This is a genomic window from Heliomarina baculiformis (assembly GCF_019966545.1).
GTDB classification, from domain to species: Bacteria; Pseudomonadota; Alphaproteobacteria; order Rhodobacterales; family Rhodobacteraceae; genus Heliomarina; species Heliomarina baculiformis.
On the sequence record NZ_JAIMIC010000004.1, the window covers coordinates 68,092 to 91,456 of the forward strand.

Sequence of the window (23,365 nt, forward strand, 5' to 3'; positions counted from 1 at the left end):
GTAAGGGCTGCGTTACTTGTCGGCCCGTTCGACGCCTTCGATGATCGCATGGCGCAGCTTGGCCTCAAGCGAACGCTGCTTGGATTCAGAATGGTATTTCAGGCCAAACATGTCCTTGACATAGAAGGTGTCCACCACCTGCTCACCAAAGGTCGCGATGACCGCATTGGCGATATAGACATTCGCCCCGGCCAGCGTACGCGCCAGATCGTAGAGCAGGCCTGGCCGGTCGCGGGTGTCGACCTCGATGATCGTATAGATATCCGAGCCCTCGTTGTCGAAGGTGATATGGGTCGGCACGTCAAAGGCCTTTTCACGCTTTTTGATCTTGTCCTTGGACTTGAGCGCTTCGCGGGCGAGAACCTCGCCGCGCAGGGTCTTTTCGATCATCTGGGTCAGGCGCGGCAGGCGCGATGTCTCATAGGGTTTGCCGTCGCTGTCCTGTATCCAGTAGGCATCGGTGACGTAACCGTCCTTGGTCGTATAGCTGCGCGCATCGACCACGTTGGCCCCGACCAGTGCCAGCGCCCCGGCCAGCCGGGCGAAGATGCCCGGGTGATCGGCCATCACGAAACAGGCCCGGGTCGCATCGCGATCTTCGTCCGGGTGCAGGTTGATGAGGATTTTGCTCGGATCGTGCAGCGATTCCAGTTCGCGCAGCATACGCGCGAAATCCACATGCGCCGTCGTATGCAGCCCCTGCCAGTAGGGCGGGTAGTGACGGCTGGTTGCCAGTTTGAGCGCCGATTTCGACCAGTCGGGCAGGGCCTCGCGCAGCGCCTTGCGCGCCTCGGCACCGCGGTTCTCGCGGTTGAGATCCTCCATCCCGGTTTCCAGCGCGCGGCGGGTCTGGCGATAGAGGCTGCGGATCAGCGTCGCTTTCCAGTTGTTCCAGACGTTCGGCCCGACGCCCCTGATATCGCAGACCGTGAGCACGGTCAGCAGGTCGAGCCGTTTGACGGTCTGCACCGCCTTCGCGAAGTCGCGCACCGTGCGCGGGTCGGCGATATCGCGTTTCTGGGCCATGTCCGACATCAGCAGGTGATAGCGCACAAGCCATTCCACCGTTTCACTGTCCTGCTTGTTTAGCCCCAGTCGCGGCGCGACCTTGCGCGCAATCTGCGCGCCAAGGATCGAATGATCCTCGGGGCGGCCCTTGCCGATGTCATGCAGCAGCAGAGCCGTATAGAGGATCTTGCGGTTCACCCCGTCCTTGAGAATGCCGGTGACGATCGGCAGGCTTTCGACCAGCTCGCCCTTTTCGATCTGGGCAAGGTTGGCGATGCACTGGATGGTATGCTCGTCCACTGTATAGCTGTGATACATGTTGAACTGCATCATCGCGACGATGGGTTCAAATTCGGGGAGGAAAGCAGAGAGCACGCCAAGTTCGTTCATCCGGCGCAGCGCGCGCTCCGGATTTCCGTGGCGCAGAAGCAGGCCCAAAAAGATCTGCCGCGCTTCCTTGTTGTTGCGCATCTCGTCGTCAATCAGGTCGAGATTGGCCGTCACCAGCCGCATCGCGTCCGGATGGATCAGCATGCCGGTGCGCAGCGCTTCCTCGAACAGACGCAGCAGGTTCAACTTGTCGGTCAGGAATTCATCCGGGTCTTCGACCGCCAGCCGGTTGTTGATCATCACATAGCCGGGCTTGACCTTGCGCTTGCGCCGGAAGATCCGCTCGAGCAGGGGTTCGGACTTGACGTGCAGCGCCTCGAGCTTGGTCAGGAAGATGCGGGTCAGGTCGCCCACAGCCGTGGCATGGCGGAAATATTCCTGCATGAAAATTTCGACACCGCGCCGCCCGGCCTTGTCCTTGTAGCCCATCCGCTCGGCCACATCGACCTGAAGGTCAAAGGTAAGCTGCTCGGTCGCGCGCCCGGTCACCAGATGCATATGCGAGCGCACTGCCCAGAGGAAATCTTCCGCCCGGATGAAACGGTCATATTCGCTGGGGCGGAACATGCCGAGAGAAACCAAATCTGAACTGCGTTCCACATTGTGGAGGTACTTGGCGATCCAAAACAGCGATTGCAGGTCGCGCAGCCCGCCCTTGCCCTCTTTGACATTGGGTTCGACCATATAGCGTTCACCCTGCCGCAGGTGGCGCCTGTCGCGCTCTTCCAGCTTGGCTTCGGTGAATTCCCGCTCTCCTGAGGAAAACAGGTCTTTTTTCAGCCGACGGTCGAGATTGTCGTAAAGCGCCCGGTCTCCCGCAAGGAAGCGATGTTCGAGCAGCGCCGTGCGGATGGTGAAATCATCGGAGCCGAGGCGGATGCAGTCGCGGATCGTGCGGCTGGAATGACCGACCTTCAGCTTGAGATCCCAGAGGATATAGAGCATCGATTCAATGACGCTCTCGGCCCAGGCGGTGATCTTGTAGGGCGTCAGGAAGAGCAGGTCGACATCCGAGAACGGCGCCATTTCGCCCCGTCCATAGCCGCCGACTCCGATCAGCGCGATCTTTTCGCCCGAGGTCGGGTTGGAGATCGGATGCAGATGGGTCTGCGCCACGTAGAGCGCCGTAGTCACCAGACCGTCGGTCAGATGGGAATAGGATCGGGTGAGGGGGCGCGCCTCGAACGGGCTGGCCTCGAAAGCGGTGGCGATGGCGGCGCGGCCGGTTTCATTCGCGTCACGCAGGATACGCACAACCTCGTTACGGAATTTGCCCGGCTCAAGACCATTGCCCGCGATCTTGTCGATGCGGGCAATGATGCTGTCTCTGTCGAAGATATTCTTGGGGTCGCAGATCAGCGCCCCGGTTTCAACGGGGGCCGAATTTGCGACCTGCGCGGCGCTAGAGGCCAGCGCCTGAGAAACTTGCCGGGGCTGGGTCAACTACAACAACCTGTCTGTTCTGAATCGTCGCGACCGCCAGGCCGCGCTGGTTCGTACCATCAGGCAATAGTCTGAAGATACCGCCAACACCTTGGAAACCCGCGCCCTGTGTCAGGCTTGCACCGCTCAGCGCATTCGGGTTGCCGGAACCGACGAGCGCACCGATGGCGGCGATCCCGTCATAGGCAAGGCTGCCGATCGGGTGCGGAGCATTGCCGAAAGAGGACGTATAGCGGGCGCGGAACTGATCGGATTTCACCGGATCGGGCAGCGCGAACCAGCCCCCCTGCACACCGGGCAGTTCCAGCGTCTGCGATGGAATATCCCAGCGGGTCAGACCGATGAACTGGGTCGCTGGGCTGGAGACGCCTGCCTCGGGCAGAAGCTGCGTCAGAAGCGGCAACGCCCCCGCGGTATTGGCCGTTAGAAACATCGCATCCGCGCCGGTGCTCTCGATCTCGCTCTTGATGCGCGGGATCGCCGCAATCACGCCCTGCTGCGACTGTTCGTAGGCAACGGTGCCGACCGAGGACGCGGCCGACCGCGAAAGCGCTCTTTGTACCGCGTCACGCCCGGCCTGCTCGGCAAGGTCGCTGCCATGCACCACAAGCACGTTGCGCTTACCCTGACGGGCCGCGTAATTGGCCAGCCGCGAGGCCGTGTTGTCGAAGGTCGGCCCGAGGATGAACACGTTGCCGCCCGCGATTGTCGGGTTGTTCGAAAAGCTGAGCACGTTGACGTCGCGATTGGCAACCGCAAGACCAACCGCGTTGGCGGATTCCGCATAGACCGGCCCGAGGATGATCTTGGCGCCGTCGTCCACCGCCTGATTGGCGACATTCGCCGCGGTCGCCGCATTTCCGGCGGTATCATAGACCCGCAGGTCAACCTGCACGCCGTTCAGGTCCGAAATCGCAAGACGTGCCGCGTTTTCAAGGCTTTGCGCAAGGATCGCATCGCCCGACTGGGCCGACCCGCGCGGCACGAGCAGCGCGACGGGCACCGGGGCCGAGGTATCGATCCGCGGACCGCCAGAGCCGACACCGGCGGTGTCACAAGCGGAAAGAACAAGGCCGGCAGCCAAGGTTACACAAAGAAGGGCTGCCTTGCGGGCCCCGGCAAAAACGGCGAACATGGTCTTGTCTCTCCCTCGAAACGGCGGATTGGCTCCGCACCTCACTTGGTGGGGATAATAGACTTCATCCAAGGCGGGTCCAGAGTTGAATTACAGAACGATCAGTTTGGCGCCAGGGTTGTATTTTGTCGCCACCCCCATCGGCACGGCCCGCGACATCACGCTGCGGGCGCTGGACGTGCTGGCCTCGGCCGATGTGATCGCCGCCGAAGACACCCGCAGCCTGCGTCATCTGATGGAAATCCACGGCGTGCCGCTGAACGGGCGCCGGATCATCGCCTATCACGATCACAGCGGCAAAGGCGTGGAGGAGCGGCTCTTGAGCGAGCTGGCCGAGGGCCGGTCGCTTGCCTATTCCTCGGAGGCGGGCATGCCATTGATCGCCGATCCCGGCTACGAGTTGAGCCGGGCCGCCGCCGAAGCCGGGCACCTTGTGACGACCGCACCGGGGCCATCGGCATTGCTGAGCGCGCTGACGCTTGGTGGCCTGCCGACGGATGCTTTCTTCTTTGGCGGTTTCCTGCCCAATAGCTCTACGGCCCGGAAGAAACGGCTCGAAGCGCTGAAGAATATCCCCGGCACGCTGGTGTTTTATGAATCGCCCAAGCGGGTTTCGGCAAGCCTTGCCGACATGGTCGAAGAACTCGGCAGCGAACGACCGGCCGCCATGTGCCGGGAATTGACCAAGAAATTCGAGGAAGTGCGCCGCGCCACCCTCGGCGAACTCGCGACCGAACTGGCCGGGGCAAGCCTGAAAGGCGAGGTGGTTCTGCTGGTGGACCGGGCGCGTTCGGAGAAAATTAGTGAAACTGACATAGAAGAGGATCTGCAAAGGGCGCTCGGAGAACATTCGGTCCGCGACGCGGCGGATCTGGTGGCCCGATTGCACGATGTCCCGCGTCGCAAGGTCTACCAGATGGCGCTCAACATGGGAAAGAAGTGACATGAACCAGTTGCAGATTCGGGGACAGGTCGCTCATGCCGCGGGGGTATCAGCGGAAAACAGGATCGCGCAGGATTACGAGCGCCGTGGTTTCGCGCTCGCCCGGCGCCGCTGGCGCGGCAAGGCCGGCGAAATCGACCTGATCGCGCAGCGTGGCGATGAAATCATCTTTGTCGAAGTCAAGAAATCCTGCACGATTGCCCGTGCCGCCGAGCGGCTCAGCCGCCGCCAGATGGAACGGATCTATGCCAGCGCGGCGCAGTTTCTCGGCACCCAGCCTCTCGGGCAGCTGACGCCGTCGCGCTTTGACGTGGCGCTTGTAGATGCGCAGGGTCAGTTTGAAATCATCGAAAACGCCTTTGGCGCGTTCTGAACGCCATTGCACCTCCTGCTGAGACGCGCCATGTATTCGGAGCAGTCTAACAGGGGAAGTGCCCATGAAAATCGCGTTCCAGATGGACCCGATCACCGAGGTCAACATCAACGCCGACAGCAGTTTTCGCCTTGCCGAAGAGGCACAGGCGCGCGGGCATGAGCTTTTTTACTACAGCCCCGATCACCTCGCGTTCGAAGAGGGCCGGGTAACCGCCCGGGGCCATGACATGACCGTGCAGCGGGTCGAAGGCGACCCGGCTGTGCTGGGCGAGCGCCGGACCGTGGATCTGGGCGATTTCGACGTGGTCTGGCTGCGTCAGGATCCGCCTTTTGACATGCATTACATCACCGCGACCCATCTGCTGGATCGGCTGAAGGGCGAAACGCTGGTGGTGAATGACCCGTTCTGGGTGCGCAACTATCCCGAAAAGCTGCTGGTGCTGGATTTCCCCGACCTTACGCCGCCGACGACCATCGCGCGGGATCTTGAAGTCATCAAGGCATTCAAGGCGAAACACGGGGACATCATCCTAAAGCCGCTCTACGGCAACGGTGGCGCCGGGGTGTTCCGGCTGGACGAGAATGATCGTAACCTGTCGTCGCTGCACGAGCTGTTCACCGGCTTTTCACGCGAACCTTTGATCGTGCAGAAATTCCTGCCCGATGTAAGCAATGGCGACAAGCGCGTTATCCTTGTGGACGGTGAGCCGGTGGGCGCGATCAATCGGGTACCCGCCAAGGGCGAGACAAGGTCGAACATGCATGTGGGTGGACGTCCGGAAAAGATCGCGCTGAGCGACCGCGAGCGTGAAATCTGCGCGGCGATCGGACCGCTTTTGCGCGAGAAGGGGCAGATTTTCGTCGGAATCGACGTGATCGGCAATTACCTGACCGAGATCAATGTGACCTCGCCGACCGGAATTCAGGAACTGGAAAGGTTCGACGGGATCAATGTGGCCGCCACGATTTGGGAAGCTATCGAGGCGCGCTGCGCCTAGGTTTTTGTGGAGAGCCGAAAACTGATGGCTTCGGCGACGTGGTCACGTTTCACTTCGGGCTCTTGCGCAAGGTCGGCGATCGTTCTGGCCGTACGCAGAACCCGGTGATAGCCGCGCGCTGACAGGCCGAAACGTTCGGCCACGCGGGTTAAAAGCGCGCGGCCCTCGGCATCGGGTGTTGCCACGCTCTCCAGCAGATCGCCCTGTATATCCGCGTTCTGGCGGATTGTGGGGTGATCGGCATAGCGCTGGCCCTGAATTTCCCGCGCCGCCTTTACGCGAGCGGCGACAGTCGCAGAACTTTCACCGTTGGCAGGCAGGTCGAGGTCGGTGAAACGCACCGGCGGCACCTCGACCCGAAGATCGAAGCGGTCCATCAGCGGTCCGGAAATCCGGCCAAGATAGTCTTCGCCACATTGCGGCACACGCGAACAAGCGCGCTCGGGATCGCTCAGATAGCCGCATTTGCAGGGGTTCGCGGCGGCGACCAGCATGAATTTGCAGGGGTACTTCACATGGGCGTTGGCGCGCGAGACGATCACCTCTCCGGTCTCGATCGGCTGGCGCAGGGTTTCCAGCACGGACCGGGGGAATTCGGGGAACTCGTCCATGAACAGCACGCCGTTATGAGCAAGGCTGATTTCGCCGGGCCGCGCATTGCGGCCGCCGCCGACAATTGCGGCCATCGAGGCGGTGTGATGCGGATCGCGGAAAGGGCGGGCGCGGTTGATACCGCCCGCGTCCAGCATGCCGCAGAGCGACTGGATCATTGAGGTTTCCAGCGCTTCGCCCGGGGTAAGCGGAGGCAGGATGCCGGGTATCCTTGCCGCCAGCATCGATTTCCCCGATCCGGGTGTGCCGACCATAATAAGGTGGTGACGCCCGGCGGCGGCGATTTCGAGCGCACGTTTGGCACGTTCCTGGCCTTTCACCTCTTTCAGGTCAGGCCCAACGGCGGTCTGCGATACTTCGCCCGGCTCGGCAGGGTCGAGCGGGCGCTGACCGGTCAGATGGCGCACGACCTCACCAAGACTATCGGCGGCGATGACGCGGGTCGCGCTTACCCATGCTGCTTCGGCTCCTGAGGCGCGGGGGCACAGCAGGGTGCGGTTTTCCTCGGCGGCGGTGAGCGCCGCAGGCAGGGCGCCTATAACCGGCACCAGCGTCGCATCGAGTGACAGCTCTCCTAGGGCCACGATATCTTCGACCGCATCGGCGGGCAGGATCTGCAGGGCAACCAGCAGGGCCAGCGCGATGGGCAGGTCGAAATGGCTGCCTTCCTTTGGCAGATCGGCGGGCGACAGGTTTACCGTGATACGCTTGGACGGCAGGGCGATGGCCATTGCACTGAGCGCGCTGCGGACGCGGTCGCGCGCCTCTGAGATTGCCTTGTCCGGCAGGCCGACAATGGAAAAGGCGGGCAAGCCGGGCACGACAGCGCACTGAACCTCGACCAGTTTGGCGTCGATGCCCTGAAATGCGACCGAATAGGCTTGCGCCACCATGAGTTTGTCCCGGATTGGTTAACAACTCATGGCTAACGGCGCACCGGTTTAGGAAGTGTTAACTTGCCGAAGCTTCCGTCAGGAAGGGGCTGCTTGGCAGATCGAGCTTATAGGGTTCAGGGTCGTATGATACCTGTGCACCTTCTGTACACCACCTATGCACGGAATCGTCGCCGACCAGCGCCTCGCAATAGGCGTTTGCAGCGGCGCTGACAGGCAGGCCATAGCCAAGGATGCGCGCGGCTACCGGCGTGTAGAACACATCTGCGAGCGAATAGGTGCCAACGAGCCAGCCGGTCTTAGCACCCGAAACTGTCCGCGCGTGGTCCCACAGGGTCTCGATCCGAGACAGATCGGCAAGCACCTTGTCCGATGGCTGGAACCCCTGATAGCGGCGCAAAAGCTGCATCGGGCAATCGCCGCGCAGGGCGGAGAATCCGCCCACCATCTCGGCGCAGAGCCAGCGGGCCGTGGCGCGCTGGGCAGGATCGGTCGGCCAGAGACCGGCGTCCGGGTGGCGCTCGGCCAGGGTTTCGGCCATCGCGAGGCTTTCGCCGACCACTGTGCCATCGGGGGTGCGCATTGCTGGGACGAGCCGCGCGGGGGCAAGCGGGGCCATGTCCTGTGCCATGGTGCCGGAATAAAGCCCGATCATATGCGGGTGGACGGGGATTGCGAACTTGTCGAACATCAGCCAGCCGCGCAGAGACCAGCTGGAAAAGGAACGGTCGCCAATATAAAGGTCATATGTCATGTCGGTGAAGCTATGCGGATCCGGGAAATCCAGTAAAGCGACCTTTTGTGTCCGGGGGCATCACGGCAGGTGATTGATCGCGCCTACGGACCATTGCCCGTCGTGACGGGCGATTTCGGTGACGGACAGGTTGTCAATGCGCTGGCCGAGCACCTCGTAGGCCGAGATGCCATTTGCCCGCTGAAGCTGGGTCAGGATAACGCCGAAATGGACTACGACAACAAGATCGCGGCCCGTATGTTCGGCGATGAGGCGGTCGATGCCCGGGTCTATGCGCGCACGCGCGTCATTCCAGCTTTCGCCGCCAGGCGGTCGGATATCGCCGGGGGTTTCCCAATAGGCGCGGGCGAGCGCGGCATCTTCGGCTTCGATCTCAGCGGCGCTGCGCAACTCCCATTGGCCGAAATGGATTTCGCGTAGTTCCGGGCGGTGATTCAGCCGTTCGCGACCGCCCTGAATGGCATCTGCCGTCGCGGTGGAGCGCAGCAGATCGGAGGAAACGACAAGCGCGTCGTCTGGCAGGTAGCCGGACAGACGGTCAATCTGGGCCAGATCGCTGAGATCGGCGGGCAGGTCGGACCATCCCACCATCGATTTGGCATGGGTCGGGCCGTGCCGGACCAGAAACAAGCGTGTCACAGGGCGTCGCCTTTAATTGTGCGGGGGATGCCCGCAACCACGTGGATGACCCGGGCGGCCTGCGCCGCGAGGGCGATGTTCAGCCGCCCCTGAGCCTCGCGAAAGCGACGGCCAAGCGGGGTTTCGGGGACGATGCCCTGTCCAACCTCATTGCTGACGATGACGACCGGCACGGGGGAGGTTTTGAGGGCGGCCAGCAGTCTTTCCTGTTCAAGCGCGATGTCGTTGTCGGCAAGTATGTGGTTGCTGAGCCAGAGGGTGGCGCAGTCGAACAGGCAGGTCTGGCCCGGCTCAAGCTCGGCGATGACGTCGGCAGCGGCCAGAGGTTCCTCGATCGTGGTCCAGCGCGGGCCGCGCCGGGCGATGTGAATGTTAACCTTCTCGCGCATCTCGTCATCGTAGCATTCAGCCGATGCCAAATAGATTAGTTCTTCAGGGCATTGATTTAAAAGGGTTTCTGCATGCGATGATTTTCCGGAAGCGGCGCCTCCTAGCACGAGAGTGTTTCCTGACAACATTTTTTTAACCCTTTGAGGAAACCAAATCGCCGGTTGCTGCGTATTTAATACAAGCCCGCCTTACAAGTCTTTCACTGGGGTTGCTTCGTTGGGCAAATGTAATTTTTCAGGGGAAAATTCACATGCCGTTGGATATCTCGAACGACCGAGCGATGTCACGCCGCGCTATGAAAGCAGAGCTTTTGGACGCGGAAACCGAACTGAGACTGGCCTATGCCTGGCGGGACCAACGGGACGAAGAGGCGCTTCACCGATTAATTAACGCCTATATGCGTCTGGCGATCTCGATGGCGTCCAAGTTCCGTCGTTACGGCGCCCCGATGAACGATCTGATCCAGGAAGCCGGGCTGGGACTGATGAAAGCGGCAGAGAAATTCGACCCGGATCGCGGGGTTCGGTTTTCGACCTACGCGGTCTGGTGGATCAAGGCCTCTATCCAGGATTTCGTGATGCGCAACTGGTCGATGGTTCGCACCGGCTCGACCTCTTCCCAGAAATCGCTGTTTTTCAACATGCGCCGTATTCAGGCACGGCTGGAGCGTGAGGCATCGGCGCGGGGCGAAACCCTGCCGCGTCATGAGATGCACCAGCTGATCGCAGGTGAAATGGGTGTGCCAATTCATGACGTTGAAATGATGGAGGGCCGTCTGTCGGGGTCCGATTTCTCTCTGAACGCGGTGCAGTCTGCGGATGAGGATGGGCGCGAGTGGATTGATGCGCTGGAAGACGACAGTGCGCAGGCGTCTGAAACGGTTGAGGATCGTCTGGACACAGCGCAGTTGCGGGAATGGTTGCTGATCGCGATGAATGCGCTGAACGATCGCGAACGCTTTATCGTTACAGAGCGCAAACTGAAACCTTCGTCCCGGACGCTGGAAAGCCTTGGAGATGAGTTGCACCTGTCCAAGGAGCGGGTGCGCCAGCTCGAGGCGGCAGCGTTCCAGAAGATGCGCAAGACGCTGTCCACGCAAAGTCAGGAAGTGTTTGAGTTTCTCAACTGAGCCGGTCCAAGACCTTCTTGATGAAACATTTGCTGATGATGGTCCTGCTCTGCGCCGGGACGGCGAACGCGCAGGAGATTTTACCGCATCCCCCGGCCTCGGCGGATGTGGTTTTTCTTGGTGAGGTCCACGATAATCCCCGCCATCACGAGGTGCAGGCCACGCTTGTTGCTCAGATCGCGCCCGATGCGCTGGTTTTCGAAATGCTGACGCCGGAGCAGGCAGCAGCGGTGACCCCGGAAAATCGACAGACGCAGGCAGAACTTGATGCGGCGCTGGGCTGGTCCGAGTCCGGTTGGCCGGATTTTGCGATGTATTACCCGATCTTTGCCGCCGCACCCGATGCGGTTGTGATCGGCGCGGCGGTTCCGCGCGATCGTGCGCGGGCGGCGATGGAGACCGGCATTGCCGAGAGTTTTGGTGCCGGGGCGGAATTATACGGGCTGGCCGCGCCGCTTGCCGGTGATCAGCAGGAGGCGCGCGAAGCCCTGCAAATGGCCGCCCATTGCGATGCGATGCCCGAAGACATGCTGCCAGTCATGGTCGACCTCCAGCGGTTGCGGGATGCGGTTCTGGCTCGGGCGGCGGTCGACGCGGTGATGCAGACCGGCGGCAAGGTTGCTGTCATCACCGGCAATGGCCATGCGCGGCTGGACTGGGGCGCGCCGAGCCTGATTGCGCTGGCCCGGCCCGATCTGCATGTGTGGTCGCTGGGACAGGCCGAAGCCGACAATCTTTCGGGCAATTTCGACGCGGTCGTGTCTGCAGAGCCCGTAGACCGCAGCGACCCCTGCGCCGAGTTCAAGTAAGGCGCTGTCGGGTAACAACTATTCCGCTATGGCAGATCCTGCGCCGGACGCTTATGGTCGGGACGGATCGGAACAAAGGGCACGCCCATGCTGGCCTCGAAAAATATCCTTCTCATCATCGGCGGCGGGATCGCGGCCTATAAGACGCTCGATCTCATCAGGCGGTTGCAGGATCGCGGCGCCAGCGTGACGCCAGTGCTGACCAAGGCGAGCGAGGAGTTCGTGACACCGCTTTCGGTTTCGGCGCTGGCCGGACGCAAGGTCTATCGGGACCTGTTCGATCTGACGGACGAGGCCGAGATGGGCCATATTCAACTCTCGCGCTCTGCCGATCTGGTCGTGGTCGCACCGGCAACGGCGGATATGGTGGCCAAGATGGTCGCGGGACTGGCGAACGATCTGGCCTCGACCCTGCTTATGGCGACGGATACGCCGGTTCTGATCGCACCCGCGATGAACGTCCGCATGTGGCATCACCCGGCGATGCAGCGCAATCTGGCGCAATTGAAAGCGGATGGTATTGCGGTTGTAGGCCCGGATGAGGGCGGCATGGCTTGCGGTGAATACGGGCTGGGGCGCATGTCGGAAGTACCTGACATCATTGACGCAATCGAAGCGCGGCTGTCGGATGGTCCGCTGAAAGGCAAACGGGTGCTGGTGACCTCGGGGCCGACGCATGAGCCGATTGATCCGGTGCGCTATATCGCGAACCGGTCCTCCGGTGCGCAGGGAACGGCGATTGCCCGGGCGCTGGTGGCGCTGGGGGCCGAAGTTGTATTTGTCTCAGGTCCTGCCGATGTGCCGCCGCCGGAAGGGGTGGAACTGGTACGGGTCGAAACCGCGCAGCAAATGTCAGACGCGGTGGACGCGGCGCTGCCCGTCGATGCGGGCGTCTTTGCGGCGGCGGTGGCCGACTGGCGGGTGGCCTCAGCCTCGGATCGCAAGCTGAAGAAGACGCGCGACGGGATGCCGACGCTGGAATTTACTGAAAACCCCGACATCCTTGCGCGGGTGTCGAAGATGACTAATGGCCGCCCCGGGCTCGTCGTGGGCTTTGCGGCGGAAACCGACGATGTGGTCGAACATGCCACCGCGAAACGGGCGCGCAAAGGCTGTGACTGGATCGTGGCGAATGACGTAAGCCCGGCGACGGGGATCATGGGGGGCAGCGAGAATGCGGTCATCCTGATTTCGGATGATGGGGCAGAGGAGTGGCCGCGACTGGGCAAGGCCGAGGTCGCCACACGTCTGGCGGCGCGGATCGCGGATGCCCTAGGCACTCAGGATAAGGAATAACGCATTGGTTCAGATTCAGGTAACGCGCGATCCGGATTTCGATGAAACGGTCGCTTTGCCCAGCTATGAAACCGCCGGATCGGCGGGCGCGGACTTACGCGCGAACTTTCCTACGCGGGGTGAGGTTGTGCTGGCGCCGGGGGAACGGGTGCTGGTACCGACGGGCCTGCGGGTTGGGATTCCCGAGGGGTATGAGATCCAGATCAGGCCACGCTCGGGCCTTGCGCTGAAGCATGGGATTACTCTGCCGAACAGCCCCGGCACCATCGACAGCGATTATCGCGGGCCTTTAGGCGTGATCGTGATGAACGCGGGGCAGGAGCCTTTCACCATCGCGCATGGGGATCGCATCGCGCAGATGGTCGTGGCGCCGGTTGTTGTGGCGCAGTTCGATCTTGTCGAAACGCTTGATGAAACCGACCGTGGATCGGGTGGTTTCGGGTCGACCGGGCGCGGCTGATGCTTTTCGTGCTGATCCTTGCCGGGGCGCTCTGGGGGATCGGGGCCGTAGCCGGCGCGCCGAAATCGCGACGGCTGCTTATGCTTGGCGTGCTTTTCGCGGGCGTATTGGCTGTGCAATTGATACTGCCAGATGGTCATCCTCTGCGTGAAACCACGGGCGGGTCTCCGGCGCTCTGGCTGATCTTGGGCGGCTTCCTTGTGATCGCGGCAGGCTATGGACGGTTGGTGCAGATGCTCAAGCGGCGTGCGGCGCTGGACGAGCCTGCCGAGATGGTTCCGTCGGGTAGAACCTTTAGCGAGACAGAGCTTGAGCGTTACGCGCGCCATATCGTGCTGCGTGAGCTTGGCGGGCCGGGGCAGAAACGCCTGAAACAGGCGCGGGTGCTGGTGATCGGTGCCGGGGGATTGGGCGCGTCGGCCCTGCAATATCTGGCGGCGGCGGGCGTGGGCACGATTGGCGTAATCGACGATGACGTGGTGGAGAACGCCAACCTGCAACGGCAGGTGATCCATTGCGACGCGGATATCGGGATGCCCAAGGTATTCTCGGCAGAGGCGGCGATGAAAGCGCAGAACCCTGCGATAGAGGTGCGACCCTACCACCGGCGGCTGGAAGAGGGGATCGCGGCCGACCTGTTCGCCGATTATGACGTGATCCTTGAGGGCAGCGACAATTTCGATACGCGGTACCTTGCGAACCGGGTGGCAGTTGCTCAGGGCAAGCCGCTGATCTCCGGGGCCCTGTCGCAATGGGAAGGACAACTGAGCGTGTTTCATCCCAAGGCGGGCGGGCCGTGCTACCAATGCATTTTCCCCAAGGCACCGGCGCCGGGGCTTGCGCCGTCTTGCGCCGAGGCGGGGGTTGTCGGGCCGTTGCCGGGGGTTGTCGGGTCGATGATGGCGGTTGAGGCCGTCAAGCAGATCACCGGGGCCGGACAGGTGCTCCGCGGCGAGATGCTCATCTATGACGCGCTCTACGGCGAGAACCGTAAGATCGCGCTGAAAAAGCGCGCGGATTGTCCCATATGCGGGGCTTCCGACCTGGCCTAACCTGTCGAGAGATTGAACCGGGTCGCGGGCGTAATTAGGTCGCACCTAAAGGAGATCCTGAATGACCAACACCCTTCTAAGCGATTGGAATACCCCGTTTGAGCTGGCCCCGTTCGATGCAATTTCGGACGAGGATTTCGCCCCCGCGCTGGACGAGGCACTGGCGGCGCATGAGGCCGAGATTGCCTCTATTGCCGGGAATGACGCGGCACCGTCTTTCGCCAATACGATCGAGGCGCTGGAAGCGGCGGGTGAGGCGCTCGACAAGGTGCTGTCGGTGTTTTTTACCGTGGCCGGTGCGGATAGCAATCCGAAGCGTGAGGAGTTGCAACGGGAATTCTCGCCCAAGCTGTCCGCGCATTTTTCCGAAATTTCGTCGAACAAGGCGTTGTTCCGGCGGGTGGCGGAGCTGTGGGATAAACGCGACGATCTGGGGCTGAGCGATGAGCAGGCGCGGGTGTTGATGCTGACCCATCGCGGGTTCGTGCGGTCCGGCGCGGCCCTCGAGGGGGCGGAAGAGGCACGTATGAAAGAGATCAAGTCCCGGCTGGCGAGTTTGGGGACAGAGTTTACGCAGAACCTGCTTGCGGATGAGCGCGAGTGGTACATGGAATTGGCTGAGGCCGATCTTGAAGGTCTGCCGCGATTCGTCGTGGATGCGGCGCGTAGCGCGGGCGAAGAGAAGGGTGCGAAGGGGCCGGTCGTGACGCTGTCACGGTCGATCATCACGCCGTTCCTGCAATTCTCGCCGCGCCGGGATCTGCGTGAAAAAGCCTATGCCGCATGGGCCGCGCGCGGGGCGAACGGGGGCAAGACCGATAACCGGGCAATTGCGGCGGAAATCCTGAATCTTCGGGAAGAACGGGCCAAGCTGCTCGGCTATGAGAATTTCGCCGCCTACAAGCTGGAAACGGAAATGGCGAAGACGCCGGAAAAGGTGCGAGAGCTGCTGATGGCGGTCTGGGGGCCGGCCAAGGCGCAGGCCGAGGCGGATGCGGAAATGCTGACGGCGATGATGCGTGCGGATGGCGTGAACGGAGCGCTGGAGCCTTGGGACTGGCGCTATTACGCGGAGAAGCGACGCAAGGCCGAGCATGATCTCGATGAAGCGGCGTTGAAGCCCTATCTGCAGCTTGAGCGGATGATCGAAGCCGCATTTGCCTGTGCCAACCGGTTGTTCGGGCTGGAGTTCAAGCCGCTGGACCTCCCTCTGTACCATCCGGATTGCCGGGCCTGGGAGGTGACACGCGAAGGGAAGCACATCGCGGTGTTCATCGGGGATTACTTTGCGCGCGGGTCGAAGCGGTCGGGCGCCTGGTGTTCGGCGATGCGGTCACAGGCGAAATTCCCGGAAGAACAGCGCCCGGTGGTCATCAACGTGTGCAATTTCGCCAAGGGTGATCCGGCGCTTTTGTCTTATGACGACGCGCGCACCCTGTTCCATGAATTCGGTCATGCGCTGCACCAGATGCTGTCGGACGTTACCTATGAATCGGTGTCGGGTACATCGGTCGCGCGGGATTTCGTGGAATTGCCGAGCCAGCTTTACGAACACTGGCTGGAAGTGCCGAGCGTGTTGCAGGAGTTCGCGACCCATGCGGAAACCGGCGCGCCGATGCCCAAGGCGATGCTGGACAAGGTGCTGGAAGCCGCGAATTTCGACCAGGGGTTCCAGACGGTGGAATATGTCGCCTCGGCGTTTGTCGATCTGGAGTTCCACGATGGGGCGGCACCGGCGGATCCGATGGCGCGGCAGGAAGAGATTCTGAAAGGGCTCGGAATGCCCCATGCTATCGGGATGCGCCATGCGACACCGCATTTCGCGCATGTGTTCTCGGAGGACGGCTATAGCTCGGGCTATTACAGCTATATGTGGTCGGAAGTGATGGATGCTGATGCGTTCGAAGCCTTTGAAGAGGCGGGCGATGCGTTTGATGCGGCGCAGGCGAAGGCACTAGAAGAGAATATCCTGTCCACCGGCGGGTCGCGCGATGCGGCGGAGCTTTACGTGGCGTTCCGTGGGCGGCTGCCGGGGGTTGAGGCGCTTTTGAAAGGGCGCGGTCTGGCGGCGTGACTTGAATGCGCCTTTGGCGCATGCCTCCGGCGGGGATATTTTAAGACCCAAAGAAGGGCGGATTGCCGGATTTAGAGAAGGCCCGGTGTGTTGCCGGGCCTTCTCTTGTTTCAGTAGCCGCGGCTGCGGTCGACCAGATGCAGGAAAGGCTCGCCCGCCTCGCCGCGCCGGATGTTTTCCGCGATGACTTCGCTGGCGGTGTCGGGCCGGGTTTCCGAGGCGATATGCGGGGTGACCGTGACCTTTGGGTGAGTCCAGTAGGCGTGATCGGCGGGCAGCGGTTCGACCCGGAAGACGTCGAGCGTTGCGTGGCCCACTTGCCCGGTATCGAGGGCCGAAAGCAGGGCGGCGTCATCGATCAGCGGGCCGCGGCCGGGGTTCAGGATGATGGCACCGCGGGGCAGTTGGGCGATGGTATCCGCGTTCAGTGTGTTTTCGGTTTCCGGCGTGTTCGGCATCAGCAGGATGGTGATTTCGCCATGTGCGAGGGCTTCCTTGAGGCCCTCGGGGCCGTGGTGGCAGGTGACGCCAGGGATGGATTTGGCGCTCCGGCTCCACCCTGCGACGTCGAAGCCCAAGGACGCGAGCGTCTTGGCGCAGGCCGAGCCGAGCGCGCCAAGGCCCAGCACGGTGACGCGGCGGTTCTTTGCGAGCGGCGGGGCAACGGGGTGCCATTCGCCCGGTTTGGCGAGGATGTGCCTGTCCATGCCGAGGTGGTGGCGCAGGGTGTGGCCGGTGACCCATTCGACCATGCCGCTGGTCATGCCGGTGTCGACCATGCGCGCGAGCGGGACGGTGAGAGATTTATTGCCGACGATGCCTTCGACCCCGGCCCAGAGGTTCAGCACTGCCTTGAGGTTCTTGTAGGGGGTGAAGTCCTGCAGCGGACTGTTGGAGGCATAGACGATGTAATCGACGGCTTCGGGTTCGAATTCATTGCGCAGGTCGAAATCGAGACCAGTGGCTTGCAGGGCTTTCTTCAAGGTCGGCTGGTAGGTTTCCCATTTACCGGGCGTGGCGGCGTAGAGGATATTGACGGGCATTTTTTAACGGGATCTCCCTCGGGGACGGTGGATATGGGCGCTTTGGACTAGGCCGAAGGCGACCATGAGGACCAGCATGGCGGAGCCGCCATAGCTGACCATGGGCAGAGGCACGCCGACCACGGGGGCAAGCCCCATGACCATGGACATGTTGACGGCGAAGAACAGGAAAAAGGTGATCGCGACGCCCAGCGTGAGCAGCGAGGAAAAGCGGTCGCGGGTGGCAAGCGCGCTGGCCACGCAGAAGAGGATGATCAGCGCATAGACCGACAGCAGCGAGATGCCGCCGACAAAGCCGAATTCCTCGGCCAAGGTGGTGAAGATGAAATCGGTATGTTTTTCGGGCAAGAAGTTCAGCCGGCTTTGGGTGCCCTGCATGAAGCCGCGCCCGGTCCAGCCGCCCGAACCGAGCGCGATCTTGGACTGCGTGATGTGATAGCCTGCGCCGAGCGGGTCCGATGCCGGGTCGAGGAAAGTGTCGATCCGTCGGTACTGGTAGTCCTTGATCAGCTGCCAAGGGGTGCCGCGGCTTTCGAAAACGGCGGTGACGAGGCCGACGCCCGAGGCGATGACGGCGGCGAAATAGGCCCAGTGCACACCGGCGAGGAACATCAGCCCGCCGCCTGCGGTGACCAGCAGGATCGAGGTGCCGAGATCGGGCTGACGCAGCACGAGGTAGGTTGGAAAAAGGATCATCATTACCGGCACCAGCACCCAGAAGGGATGCGAGGTGCGACGGGCGGGCAGCCAGTCGTAATAGGCGGCGAGCAGCATGATCAGCGTGATTTTCATCAACTCAGAGGGCTGCAGGCGCATGAAACCGATATCGATCCATCGCTGGGCGCCCTTGCCCTCGATCCCGACGAGTTCCACCGCGATCAGCAGCACCACTGACAGCAGGTAGGCGACCACGGACATGTTGCGCCAGAACCAGATCGGGACCATCGCGACGACAAGCATCGCGGTCATGCCGAGCGCAAAACGTTTCATCTGCGGTTCGGCCCATGGCGAGAGCGACCCGCCGGCCACCGAGTAGAGTTGCAGGAAGCCGACGCTGGCGACGGTGATCAGCAGAAGCGTCAGCGGCCAGTTCAGATACAGAATCTTGCGCAGCCCGGTGGGCGTCGATTTGACGTTATACTCAAGATAGCTCATGCGCGGTCACTCTGGCTGATCTCACGTTCATCCTGGTCGCGCTGAAGCTCCTCCTGCTGGGCCTGAATGCGGTCGCGGTCGCCCGTGGGATAGGCTTCGAGCGGGGGCGTGCCGTCGTAAAGCGCCTGAAGCATCACGTCGCGAACGATGGGCGCTGCCGCGGATGAACCGCCGCCGCCATGTTCGACGACAACGGCAACCGCGTATTTCGGGTTGTCTGCCGGGGCGTAGGCGACATAGAGCGCATGGTCGCGCCGCTCCCACGGGAGGTCGGCGTTGCTGATGACACCGGCAGCGCGTTCGGCCTTGGTGATGTTGCGAACCTGGCTGGTGCCGGATTTACCGGCCATGCGCATGGTTTCCTCGATGATGCGCGAGCGATAGCCGGTGCCGCGCCGGTCATTGGCTACGGCGAACATGCCCTTGCGCACCTGACGCAGGTTGTTTTCATTCAGGCCGAGCGGTTCTGTCGAGAGGTTGGGTTGTTCGACCCCGTCGATGGATTTGACCAGCCGTGGCGTAACCTTGCGCCCGGTCGCGATGCGGGCAGACATGACCGCTAGTTGCAGCGGCGAGGCGAGGATATAGCCCTGCCCGATAGAGGCGTTGGCGGTGTCGCCGATCTGCCAGTTTTGGCCGTAGGTTTCCTGTTTCCACGCCTTGTCGGCGGCGAGACCGCGCGCCACGGCGGACATGGGGATATCATGGCGCACGCCGATGCCCAGCTTGCGGGCCATTTCGGCGATGCGGTCGATGCCGACCTTGATTGCCACGTCGTAATAATAGACGTCGCAGCTTTGCTTGAGCGAGTTCAGCAGGTCCATGTGACCGTGCCCGCCCCGTTTCCAGCAGTGGAACCGGCGGCCCGAGATTTCCATGTGACCGGGGCACCAGACCGTATCGTTTGGGGAAACCGAGCCCGCTTCGAGCGCGGCAAGGGCGGTAACCATCTTGAAGGTCGAGCCGGGCGGATAGACGCCCTGCACCGATTTATTGGCGAGCGGGCGATACTTGTCATCGCGCAGGCGACTGTAATCGGCGACCGAGATACCCTGAACGAAGAGGTTCGGATCGAAACTGGGCGAAGACACGATGGCCCGCAGGTCGCCTGTCTCGCAGTCAATGACCACGGCGCTGGCGCTTTCACCCTTGAGCCGGGCCTGCGTATAGGCCTGTAGTTCAGCGTCGATCGTCAGCTGGATATCGGCGCCTTCTTGACCTTCTTGCCGATCGAGTTCGCGCATGACGCGGCCCGTGGCATTAACCTCGACCCTTTTGGCGCCCGCCTTCCCGCGCAAGAGGTCCTCTTGCTTGGCTTCGAGACCGACCTTGCCGATGTGAAATCGGGGGATGCGCAGGACCGGTTCCGGATCCTCGATCTTTTCGAGATCGTAATCGCTGACCGGGCCGACGTAGCCGACCACATGCGCGAGGTCGGGGCCGCGCGGGTAGACACGGGTCAGGCCGACCTCGGGCGTGATGCCGGGCAGGGCGGGGGCGTTGACCGCGACGCGGCTCAGATCCTCCCACGTGACGCGGTCGGCGAGGGTTATGGGCAGGAAGGGCGGGCTGCGCCGCATTTCCACCATCGCCTGTTCCAGCTCGCCCGGGTCAAGCCGGACAAGCTTGGACAGGTTGGCGATGACCTGATCCACGTCGCCTGCATCCTCGCGTACGATGATGAGCCGGTAGCTCTGGACGTTGCGGGCCAGTACCTTGCCGTTGCGATCGAACAGTTCGCCGCGCGTCGGGGCGATCAGGCGGATGTTGATGCGGTTTTCCTCGGCGAGCAGACGGAACTGATCCGCCTGATCCACCTGGAGGTGCCGCATCCGCAGGCCGAGCGCGCCGACAAAGGCCAGCTGCAAGCCGCCCATTACCGCCGTGCGGCGGGTCAGCTTGCCCTGCGAATGGCCCTGATCCTTGACTTTGCGTTTCATGCGCGGCCCCCTAGCGTTCCCGCATCATTCGGGGCCGGTCGCCGCACGCCCAGAAGGAATTGGGAAACGAGAACGATGAGCGGATAGATCATCACGGTTAAGATCATCTGTATCAGGCTGGGGGTCAATGCCGGTGGCGGCACCAGCACCAGCCCGAGGATCAGGCGGTTGAGCAGCGTCACGCCCACCACGACGATGCAGACCGCGGCCCATTCGCCGAGGAAACTGGCATCGCTGAGGACCTGCGTCCGGTATTTCAGATATTCACCCCCCAGCACGACGAGTAGCGCAAACAGACCCGGCGGGCGCTGGAACATAAGGTCGGCCATCAGCATTACGCCCGCCATCAGCAGCAACGGCACGTAATCCGGGCGGCGCAGCGCCCATGCATAGGTAAAGGCCAGCAACAAGTCCGGCGGCGCCCAGCGGCGCGGCTGGGTATCGAGCGGCAGCAGGTGAAAGAAGATGATCACCAGCGCCAGCGCCACATAGGCAATCCGCATCGTCCAGATATGGGGAGTGTTCCGCTCAGCCATCGGCGGGGTTTCTCGGCTCGGGCAGCATGAGTGGGTTCGTATCGGTCGAGAGCATTGGTGCAACCACGTCGCCGGGGTTCTCGACACGTTCGGTGCCGTGATGGCGCAGGACACGCAGGAATTCGAGACGTTCGTAATCGGCGGCAAGGCGCACGCGCAGCCGGCCCGACGGGGCAGCGGCGACCTGTCCGATCAGGAGCCCGGCGGGAAAGACGCCACCATCGCCCGAGCTTACCACCCGGTCGCCGGGCCGTACGAGATCGGGGTTCTCAAGAAAATCAACAACGGGCGCGACCGTGTTGTCGCCGCGGATGAGCGCGGTCTGGCCCGAGGGCTGGATTACGGCCGGGATCGAGCTTGCCGCGTCGGTCAGAAGGATCACCCGGCTGGTTGTGTCGCCGGTGCCGGAAATGCGACCGACGAGGCCAATGCCGTCCATTGCCGCCCAGCCATCCATGATGCCGTCGCGCGCGCCGACGTTCAGCAGAACCGACTGACGGAAAGGCGAGCCGGAATCGGCCATCACGACGCCGGTCACGTAGGTCAGGCGCGGGTCGAGACGGACGTTGTTGAGATCGAGCAGGCGGGCGTTTTCCTGTTCAAGCTGAAGCGCCGCCTCTTTCCATGCCTGCATCTGACGGAGCTCGCTGCGCAATTCGCGGTTCTGTTCGGCAAGACGCCGGTAGCTTTGGAAATTGCGGAACAGGTTGATCGTGCCGGTGACCGGAACCATCGCCCATTCCATGTTGGGCACCACCATTTCCGTTACCTGTGCGCGAAAACGTTCGACGCGCGGGCTGTCGATGCGCCAGACGAGGAAGATCGCGAGCAGGCACAGGCAGACAACGCCGAGCAGCATGCGCCGCAGCGGGCCTACGTAGTCATCGCGTTGTGACCGGTCCTTGGCCAAGTCTCGCCCTTCGTGTCGGTTGCGCCGGGGCAAGCGACCCCTTTGCCTGTGAGCCGGGGCAGGGGAATGCCCTCTGGTCAATGGATCGGGGACGTCTTGGCGCCCCTGAGATGCGATCCTGATCTTTCACTGACAACCGGCGGGGCCGGGATGTCAGACGGTGTCAGCTGTCGTAATCGATCGCGTGACGCAGCTGTTTTTCGTATTCCAGTGCCTTGCCGGTGCCAAGCGCCACGCAGTTCAGCGATTCATCTGCTATGGAAACCGCCAGCCCGGTCTGCTCGCGCAGCGCCAGGTCGAGATCGCCGAGCAGTGCACCACCACCGGTGAGCATCACGCCCCTGTCGACGATGTCGGCGGCGAGATCGGGCGGCGTTGCCTCGAGCGCGGCCATCACTGCCTCGCAGATCTGCTGTACCGGTTCGGCCAGCGCTTCGGCTACCTGGGCCTGGCTGATTTCGATTTCCTTCGGCACGCCGTTGAGCAGGTCGCGCCCCCGGATCTGGATCGAGCTGCCGCGCCCGTCATCGGGCATGCGCGCCGTGCCGATCGAGGTTTTGATGCGCTCGGCGGTCGATTCACCGACAAGCAGGTTCTGCTGGCGGCGCAGGTAAGAGATGATCGCCTCGTCCATGCGGTCGCCGCCGACGCGGACCGATCGGGCGTAAACGATATCGCCGAGCGAAAGGACCGCCACTTCGGTGGTCCCGCCACCGATATCCACAACCATGTTGCCGGTCGGGTCGGTGATCGGCATCCCCGCGCCGATGGCGGCGGCGATGGGCTCGGCAATCAGGCCGGCGCGGCGCGCACCTGCCGACAGAACCGACTGGCGGATCGCGCGCTTTTCAACCGGGGTCGCGCCGTGGGGCACACAGACGATGATCTTGGGTTTGGAGAAGGTCGAGCGCTTATGCACCTTGCGGATGAAGTGCTTGATCATCTCTTCGGCGGTGTCGAAATCGGCGATGACGCCTTCGCGCATGGGGCGGATCGCTTCGATGGAACCGGGGGTGCGACCAAGCATCAGCTTGGCGTCCTCGCCTACGGCCAGAACCTTTTTTACACCGTCCTTGACGTGATAGGCGACCACGGAGGGCTCGCTTAGGATGACCCCCCTGCCTTTGACATATACGAGCGTATTCGCAGTGCCGAGGTCGATTGCCATGTCCGACGTGAACAGGCCACCGAATATGTCAAAGATTCCCATGAAGTCTGGATCCTGTAAAAATCTACTGCCTATTGGCCCTCGACTCGTGTGAGACGACAGGCGTGGTTGTTATAGGCTTGGTGAACGATGTGTGAAAGGGTCGTTTCAGCGCTACCTAGCGCCAATCCGCCAAATTTGCGGGGTCTGCTTAGCCGGTGTGCCTATTTCCAC

21 protein-coding genes are annotated in these 23,365 nt (G+C 62.4%); 9 read left to right on the top strand and 12 right to left on the bottom strand.

Features of this window, described 5'->3' with window-relative positions:
- Window positions 1–12: 12 nt before the first annotated feature.
- Window positions 13–2,841 carry a [protein-PII] uridylyltransferase gene (locus MF268_RS10205; RefSeq protein WP_420485427.1) on the bottom strand — a complete coding sequence of 943 codons (2,829 nt, stop codon included), beginning with the start codon at window positions 2,839–2,841 and terminating at the stop codon, window positions 13–15.
- A complete protein-coding gene (locus MF268_RS10210; protein ID WP_238370769.1) occupies window positions 2,801–3,976 on the bottom strand; it encodes a penicillin-binding protein activator in 1,176 nt (391 codons plus the stop codon). The genes MF268_RS10205 and MF268_RS10210 overlap by 41 nt, the downstream gene beginning before the upstream one ends.
- An 85-nt stretch (window positions 3,977–4,061) precedes the next feature.
- On the opposite strand from MF268_RS10210, the gene rsmI reads away from it, so the two are divergent.
- From rsmI to gshB, 3 genes are all read left to right on the top strand, one after another.
- Complete coding sequence (gene rsmI, locus MF268_RS10215; protein ID WP_238370770.1) at window positions 4,062–4,919, top strand: 16S rRNA (cytidine(1402)-2'-O)-methyltransferase; 858 nt, start codon at window positions 4,062–4,064, stop codon at window positions 4,917–4,919.
- A 1-nt stretch (window position 4,920) separates the two neighbouring features.
- On the top strand, window positions 4,921–5,292 hold the full coding sequence (locus tag MF268_RS10220) for a YraN family protein (RefSeq protein WP_273544984.1): 372 nt from the start codon (window positions 4,921–4,923) through the stop codon (window positions 5,290–5,292).
- Between the two features lie 64 nt (window positions 5,293–5,356).
- A complete protein-coding gene (gene gshB, locus MF268_RS10225) occupies window positions 5,357–6,292 on the top strand; it encodes a glutathione synthase (RefSeq protein WP_238370771.1) in 936 nt (311 codons plus the stop codon).
- Here gshB and MF268_RS10230 read toward each other — a convergent pair.
- From MF268_RS10230 to cobU, 4 genes are read right to left on the bottom strand one after another with little or no spacing between them, the layout of a single operon-like run.
- Complete coding sequence (locus tag MF268_RS10230; RefSeq protein WP_238370772.1) at window positions 6,289–7,797, bottom strand: YifB family Mg chelatase-like AAA ATPase; 1,509 nt, start codon at window positions 7,795–7,797, stop codon at window positions 6,289–6,291. The two genes, gshB and MF268_RS10230, sit on opposite strands and share 4 nt — an antisense overlap.
- 58 nt (window positions 7,798–7,855) lie before the next feature.
- Complete coding sequence (locus MF268_RS10235) at window positions 7,856–8,551, bottom strand: glutathione S-transferase (protein ID WP_238370773.1); 696 nt, start codon at window positions 8,549–8,551, stop codon at window positions 7,856–7,858.
- A gap of 60 nt (window positions 8,552–8,611) precedes the next feature.
- Window positions 8,612–9,190, bottom strand: a complete 579-nt coding sequence (locus MF268_RS10240; protein WP_238370774.1) for a histidine phosphatase family protein — start codon at window positions 9,188–9,190, stop codon at window positions 8,612–8,614.
- Complete coding sequence (gene cobU, locus MF268_RS10245; protein WP_238370775.1) at window positions 9,187–9,708, bottom strand: bifunctional adenosylcobinamide kinase/adenosylcobinamide-phosphate guanylyltransferase; 522 nt, start codon at window positions 9,706–9,708, stop codon at window positions 9,187–9,189. The genes MF268_RS10240 and cobU overlap by 4 nt, the downstream gene beginning before the upstream one ends.
- Before the next feature lie 122 nt (window positions 9,709–9,830).
- Here cobU and MF268_RS10250 point away from each other — a divergent pair, with 122 nt between their 5' ends.
- The 6 genes from MF268_RS10250 (at window position 9,831) to MF268_RS10275 (ending at window position 16,400) form a co-directional block, all read left to right on the top strand.
- On the top strand, window positions 9,831–10,709 hold the full coding sequence (locus MF268_RS10250; protein ID WP_238370776.1) for an RNA polymerase factor sigma-32: 879 nt from the start codon (window positions 9,831–9,833) through the stop codon (window positions 10,707–10,709).
- Window positions 10,710–10,729: 20 nt separating this feature from the next.
- A complete protein-coding gene (locus MF268_RS10255; RefSeq protein WP_238370777.1) occupies window positions 10,730–11,518 on the top strand; it encodes a ChaN family lipoprotein in 789 nt (262 codons plus the stop codon).
- 87 nt (window positions 11,519–11,605) lie between these two features.
- The gene (gene coaBC, locus MF268_RS10260) at window positions 11,606–12,814 is read left to right on the top strand and encodes a bifunctional phosphopantothenoylcysteine decarboxylase/phosphopantothenate--cysteine ligase CoaBC (RefSeq protein WP_238370778.1); all 1,209 of its coding nucleotides are present in this window, start codon (window positions 11,606–11,608) and stop codon (window positions 12,812–12,814) included.
- Window positions 12,815–12,818: 4 nt separating this feature from the next.
- Window positions 12,819–13,274 carry a dUTP diphosphatase gene (dut, locus tag MF268_RS10265; RefSeq protein WP_238370779.1) on the top strand — a complete coding sequence of 152 codons (456 nt, stop codon included), beginning with the start codon at window positions 12,819–12,821 and terminating at the stop codon, window positions 13,272–13,274.
- A complete protein-coding gene (locus tag MF268_RS10270; RefSeq protein ID WP_238370780.1) occupies window positions 13,274–14,326 on the top strand; it encodes a HesA/MoeB/ThiF family protein in 1,053 nt (350 codons plus the stop codon). Before dut ends, MF268_RS10270 begins: the two co-directional genes overlap by 1 nt.
- 61 nt (window positions 14,327–14,387) lie before the next feature.
- A complete protein-coding gene (locus MF268_RS10275; RefSeq protein ID WP_238370781.1) occupies window positions 14,388–16,400 on the top strand; it encodes a M3 family metallopeptidase in 2,013 nt (670 codons plus the stop codon).
- 110 nt (window positions 16,401–16,510) lie between these two features.
- Here the strand turns inward: MF268_RS10275 and MF268_RS10280 are convergent, their stop codons facing one another.
- The 6 genes from MF268_RS10280 to MF268_RS10305 form a co-directional block, all read right to left on the bottom strand.
- Window positions 16,511–17,443, bottom strand: coding sequence for a 2-hydroxyacid dehydrogenase (locus tag MF268_RS10280; protein WP_238370782.1), 933 nt, complete (start codon window positions 17,441–17,443; stop codon window positions 16,511–16,513).
- Between the two features lie 3 nt (window positions 17,444–17,446).
- Window positions 17,447–18,598 (bottom strand): rod shape-determining protein RodA, encoded by a 1,152-nt coding sequence (gene rodA, locus MF268_RS10285; RefSeq protein WP_238370783.1) that lies wholly within the window; start codon window positions 18,596–18,598, stop codon window positions 17,447–17,449.
- A complete protein-coding gene (gene mrdA, locus MF268_RS10290) occupies window positions 18,595–20,538 on the bottom strand; it encodes a penicillin-binding protein 2 (RefSeq protein WP_238370784.1) in 1,944 nt (647 codons plus the stop codon). The genes rodA and mrdA overlap by 4 nt, the downstream gene beginning before the upstream one ends.
- Window positions 20,535–21,074 carry a rod shape-determining protein MreD gene (locus MF268_RS10295; RefSeq protein WP_238370785.1) on the bottom strand — a complete coding sequence of 180 codons (540 nt, stop codon included), beginning with the start codon at window positions 21,072–21,074 and terminating at the stop codon, window positions 20,535–20,537. The genes mrdA and MF268_RS10295 overlap by 4 nt, the downstream gene beginning before the upstream one ends.
- The gene (gene mreC, locus MF268_RS10300) at window positions 21,067–21,984 is read right to left on the bottom strand and encodes a rod shape-determining protein MreC (protein WP_088632067.1); all 918 of its coding nucleotides are present in this window, start codon (window positions 21,982–21,984) and stop codon (window positions 21,067–21,069) included. Before mreC ends, MF268_RS10295 begins: the two co-directional genes overlap by 8 nt.
- A gap of 163 nt (window positions 21,985–22,147) precedes the next feature.
- Window positions 22,148–23,194, bottom strand: a complete 1,047-nt coding sequence (locus tag MF268_RS10305; RefSeq protein WP_273544985.1) for a rod shape-determining protein — start codon at window positions 23,192–23,194, stop codon at window positions 22,148–22,150.
- Between the last annotated feature and the right edge of the window lie 171 nt (window positions 23,195–23,365).

Bases quoted from the DNA above. Each gene is read 5' to 3' on its own strand.
- MF268_RS10210 (WP_238370769.1), bottom strand. From the start codon at position 3,976: ATGTTCGCCGTTTTTGCCGGGGCCCGCAAGGCAGCCCTTCTTTGTGTA.
- cobU (WP_238370775.1), bottom strand. From the start codon at position 9,708: ATGTTGTCAGGAAACACTCTCGTGCTAGGAGGCGCCGCTTCCGGAAAA.
- MF268_RS10235 (WP_238370773.1), bottom strand. From the start codon at position 8,551: ATGACATATGACCTTTATATTGGCGACCGTTCCTTTTCCAGCTGGTCT.
- mrdA (WP_238370784.1), bottom strand. From the start codon at position 20,538: ATGAAACGCAAAGTCAAGGATCAGGGCCATTCGCAGGGCAAGCTGACC.
- gshB (WP_238370771.1), top strand. From the start codon at position 5,357: ATGAAAATCGCGTTCCAGATGGACCCGATCACCGAGGTCAACATCAAC.
- MF268_RS10280 (WP_238370782.1), bottom strand. From the start codon at position 17,443: ATGCCCGTCAATATCCTCTACGCCGCCACGCCCGGTAAATGGGAAACC.
- MF268_RS10230 (WP_238370772.1), bottom strand. From the start codon at position 7,797: ATGGTGGCGCAAGCCTATTCGGTCGCATTTCAGGGCATCGACGCCAAA.
- MF268_RS10305 (WP_273544985.1), bottom strand. From the start codon at position 23,194: ATGGGAATCTTTGACATATTCGGTGGCCTGTTCACGTCGGACATGGCA.
- MF268_RS10295 (WP_238370785.1), bottom strand. From the start codon at position 21,074: ATGGCTGAGCGGAACACTCCCCATATCTGGACGATGCGGATTGCCTAT.
- MF268_RS10255 (WP_238370777.1), top strand. From the start codon at position 10,730: ATGAAACATTTGCTGATGATGGTCCTGCTCTGCGCCGGGACGGCGAAC.
- MF268_RS10250 (WP_238370776.1), top strand. From the start codon at position 9,831: ATGCCGTTGGATATCTCGAACGACCGAGCGATGTCACGCCGCGCTATG.
- MF268_RS10275 (WP_238370781.1), top strand. From the start codon at position 14,388: ATGACCAACACCCTTCTAAGCGATTGGAATACCCCGTTTGAGCTGGCC.
- MF268_RS10270 (WP_238370780.1), top strand. From the start codon at position 13,274: ATGCTTTTCGTGCTGATCCTTGCCGGGGCGCTCTGGGGGATCGGGGCC.
- coaBC (WP_238370778.1), top strand. From the start codon at position 11,606: ATGCTGGCCTCGAAAAATATCCTTCTCATCATCGGCGGCGGGATCGCG.
- MF268_RS10220 (WP_273544984.1), top strand. From the start codon at position 4,921: ATGAACCAGTTGCAGATTCGGGGACAGGTCGCTCATGCCGCGGGGGTA.
- rodA (WP_238370783.1), bottom strand. From the start codon at position 18,598: ATGAGCTATCTTGAGTATAACGTCAAATCGACGCCCACCGGGCTGCGC.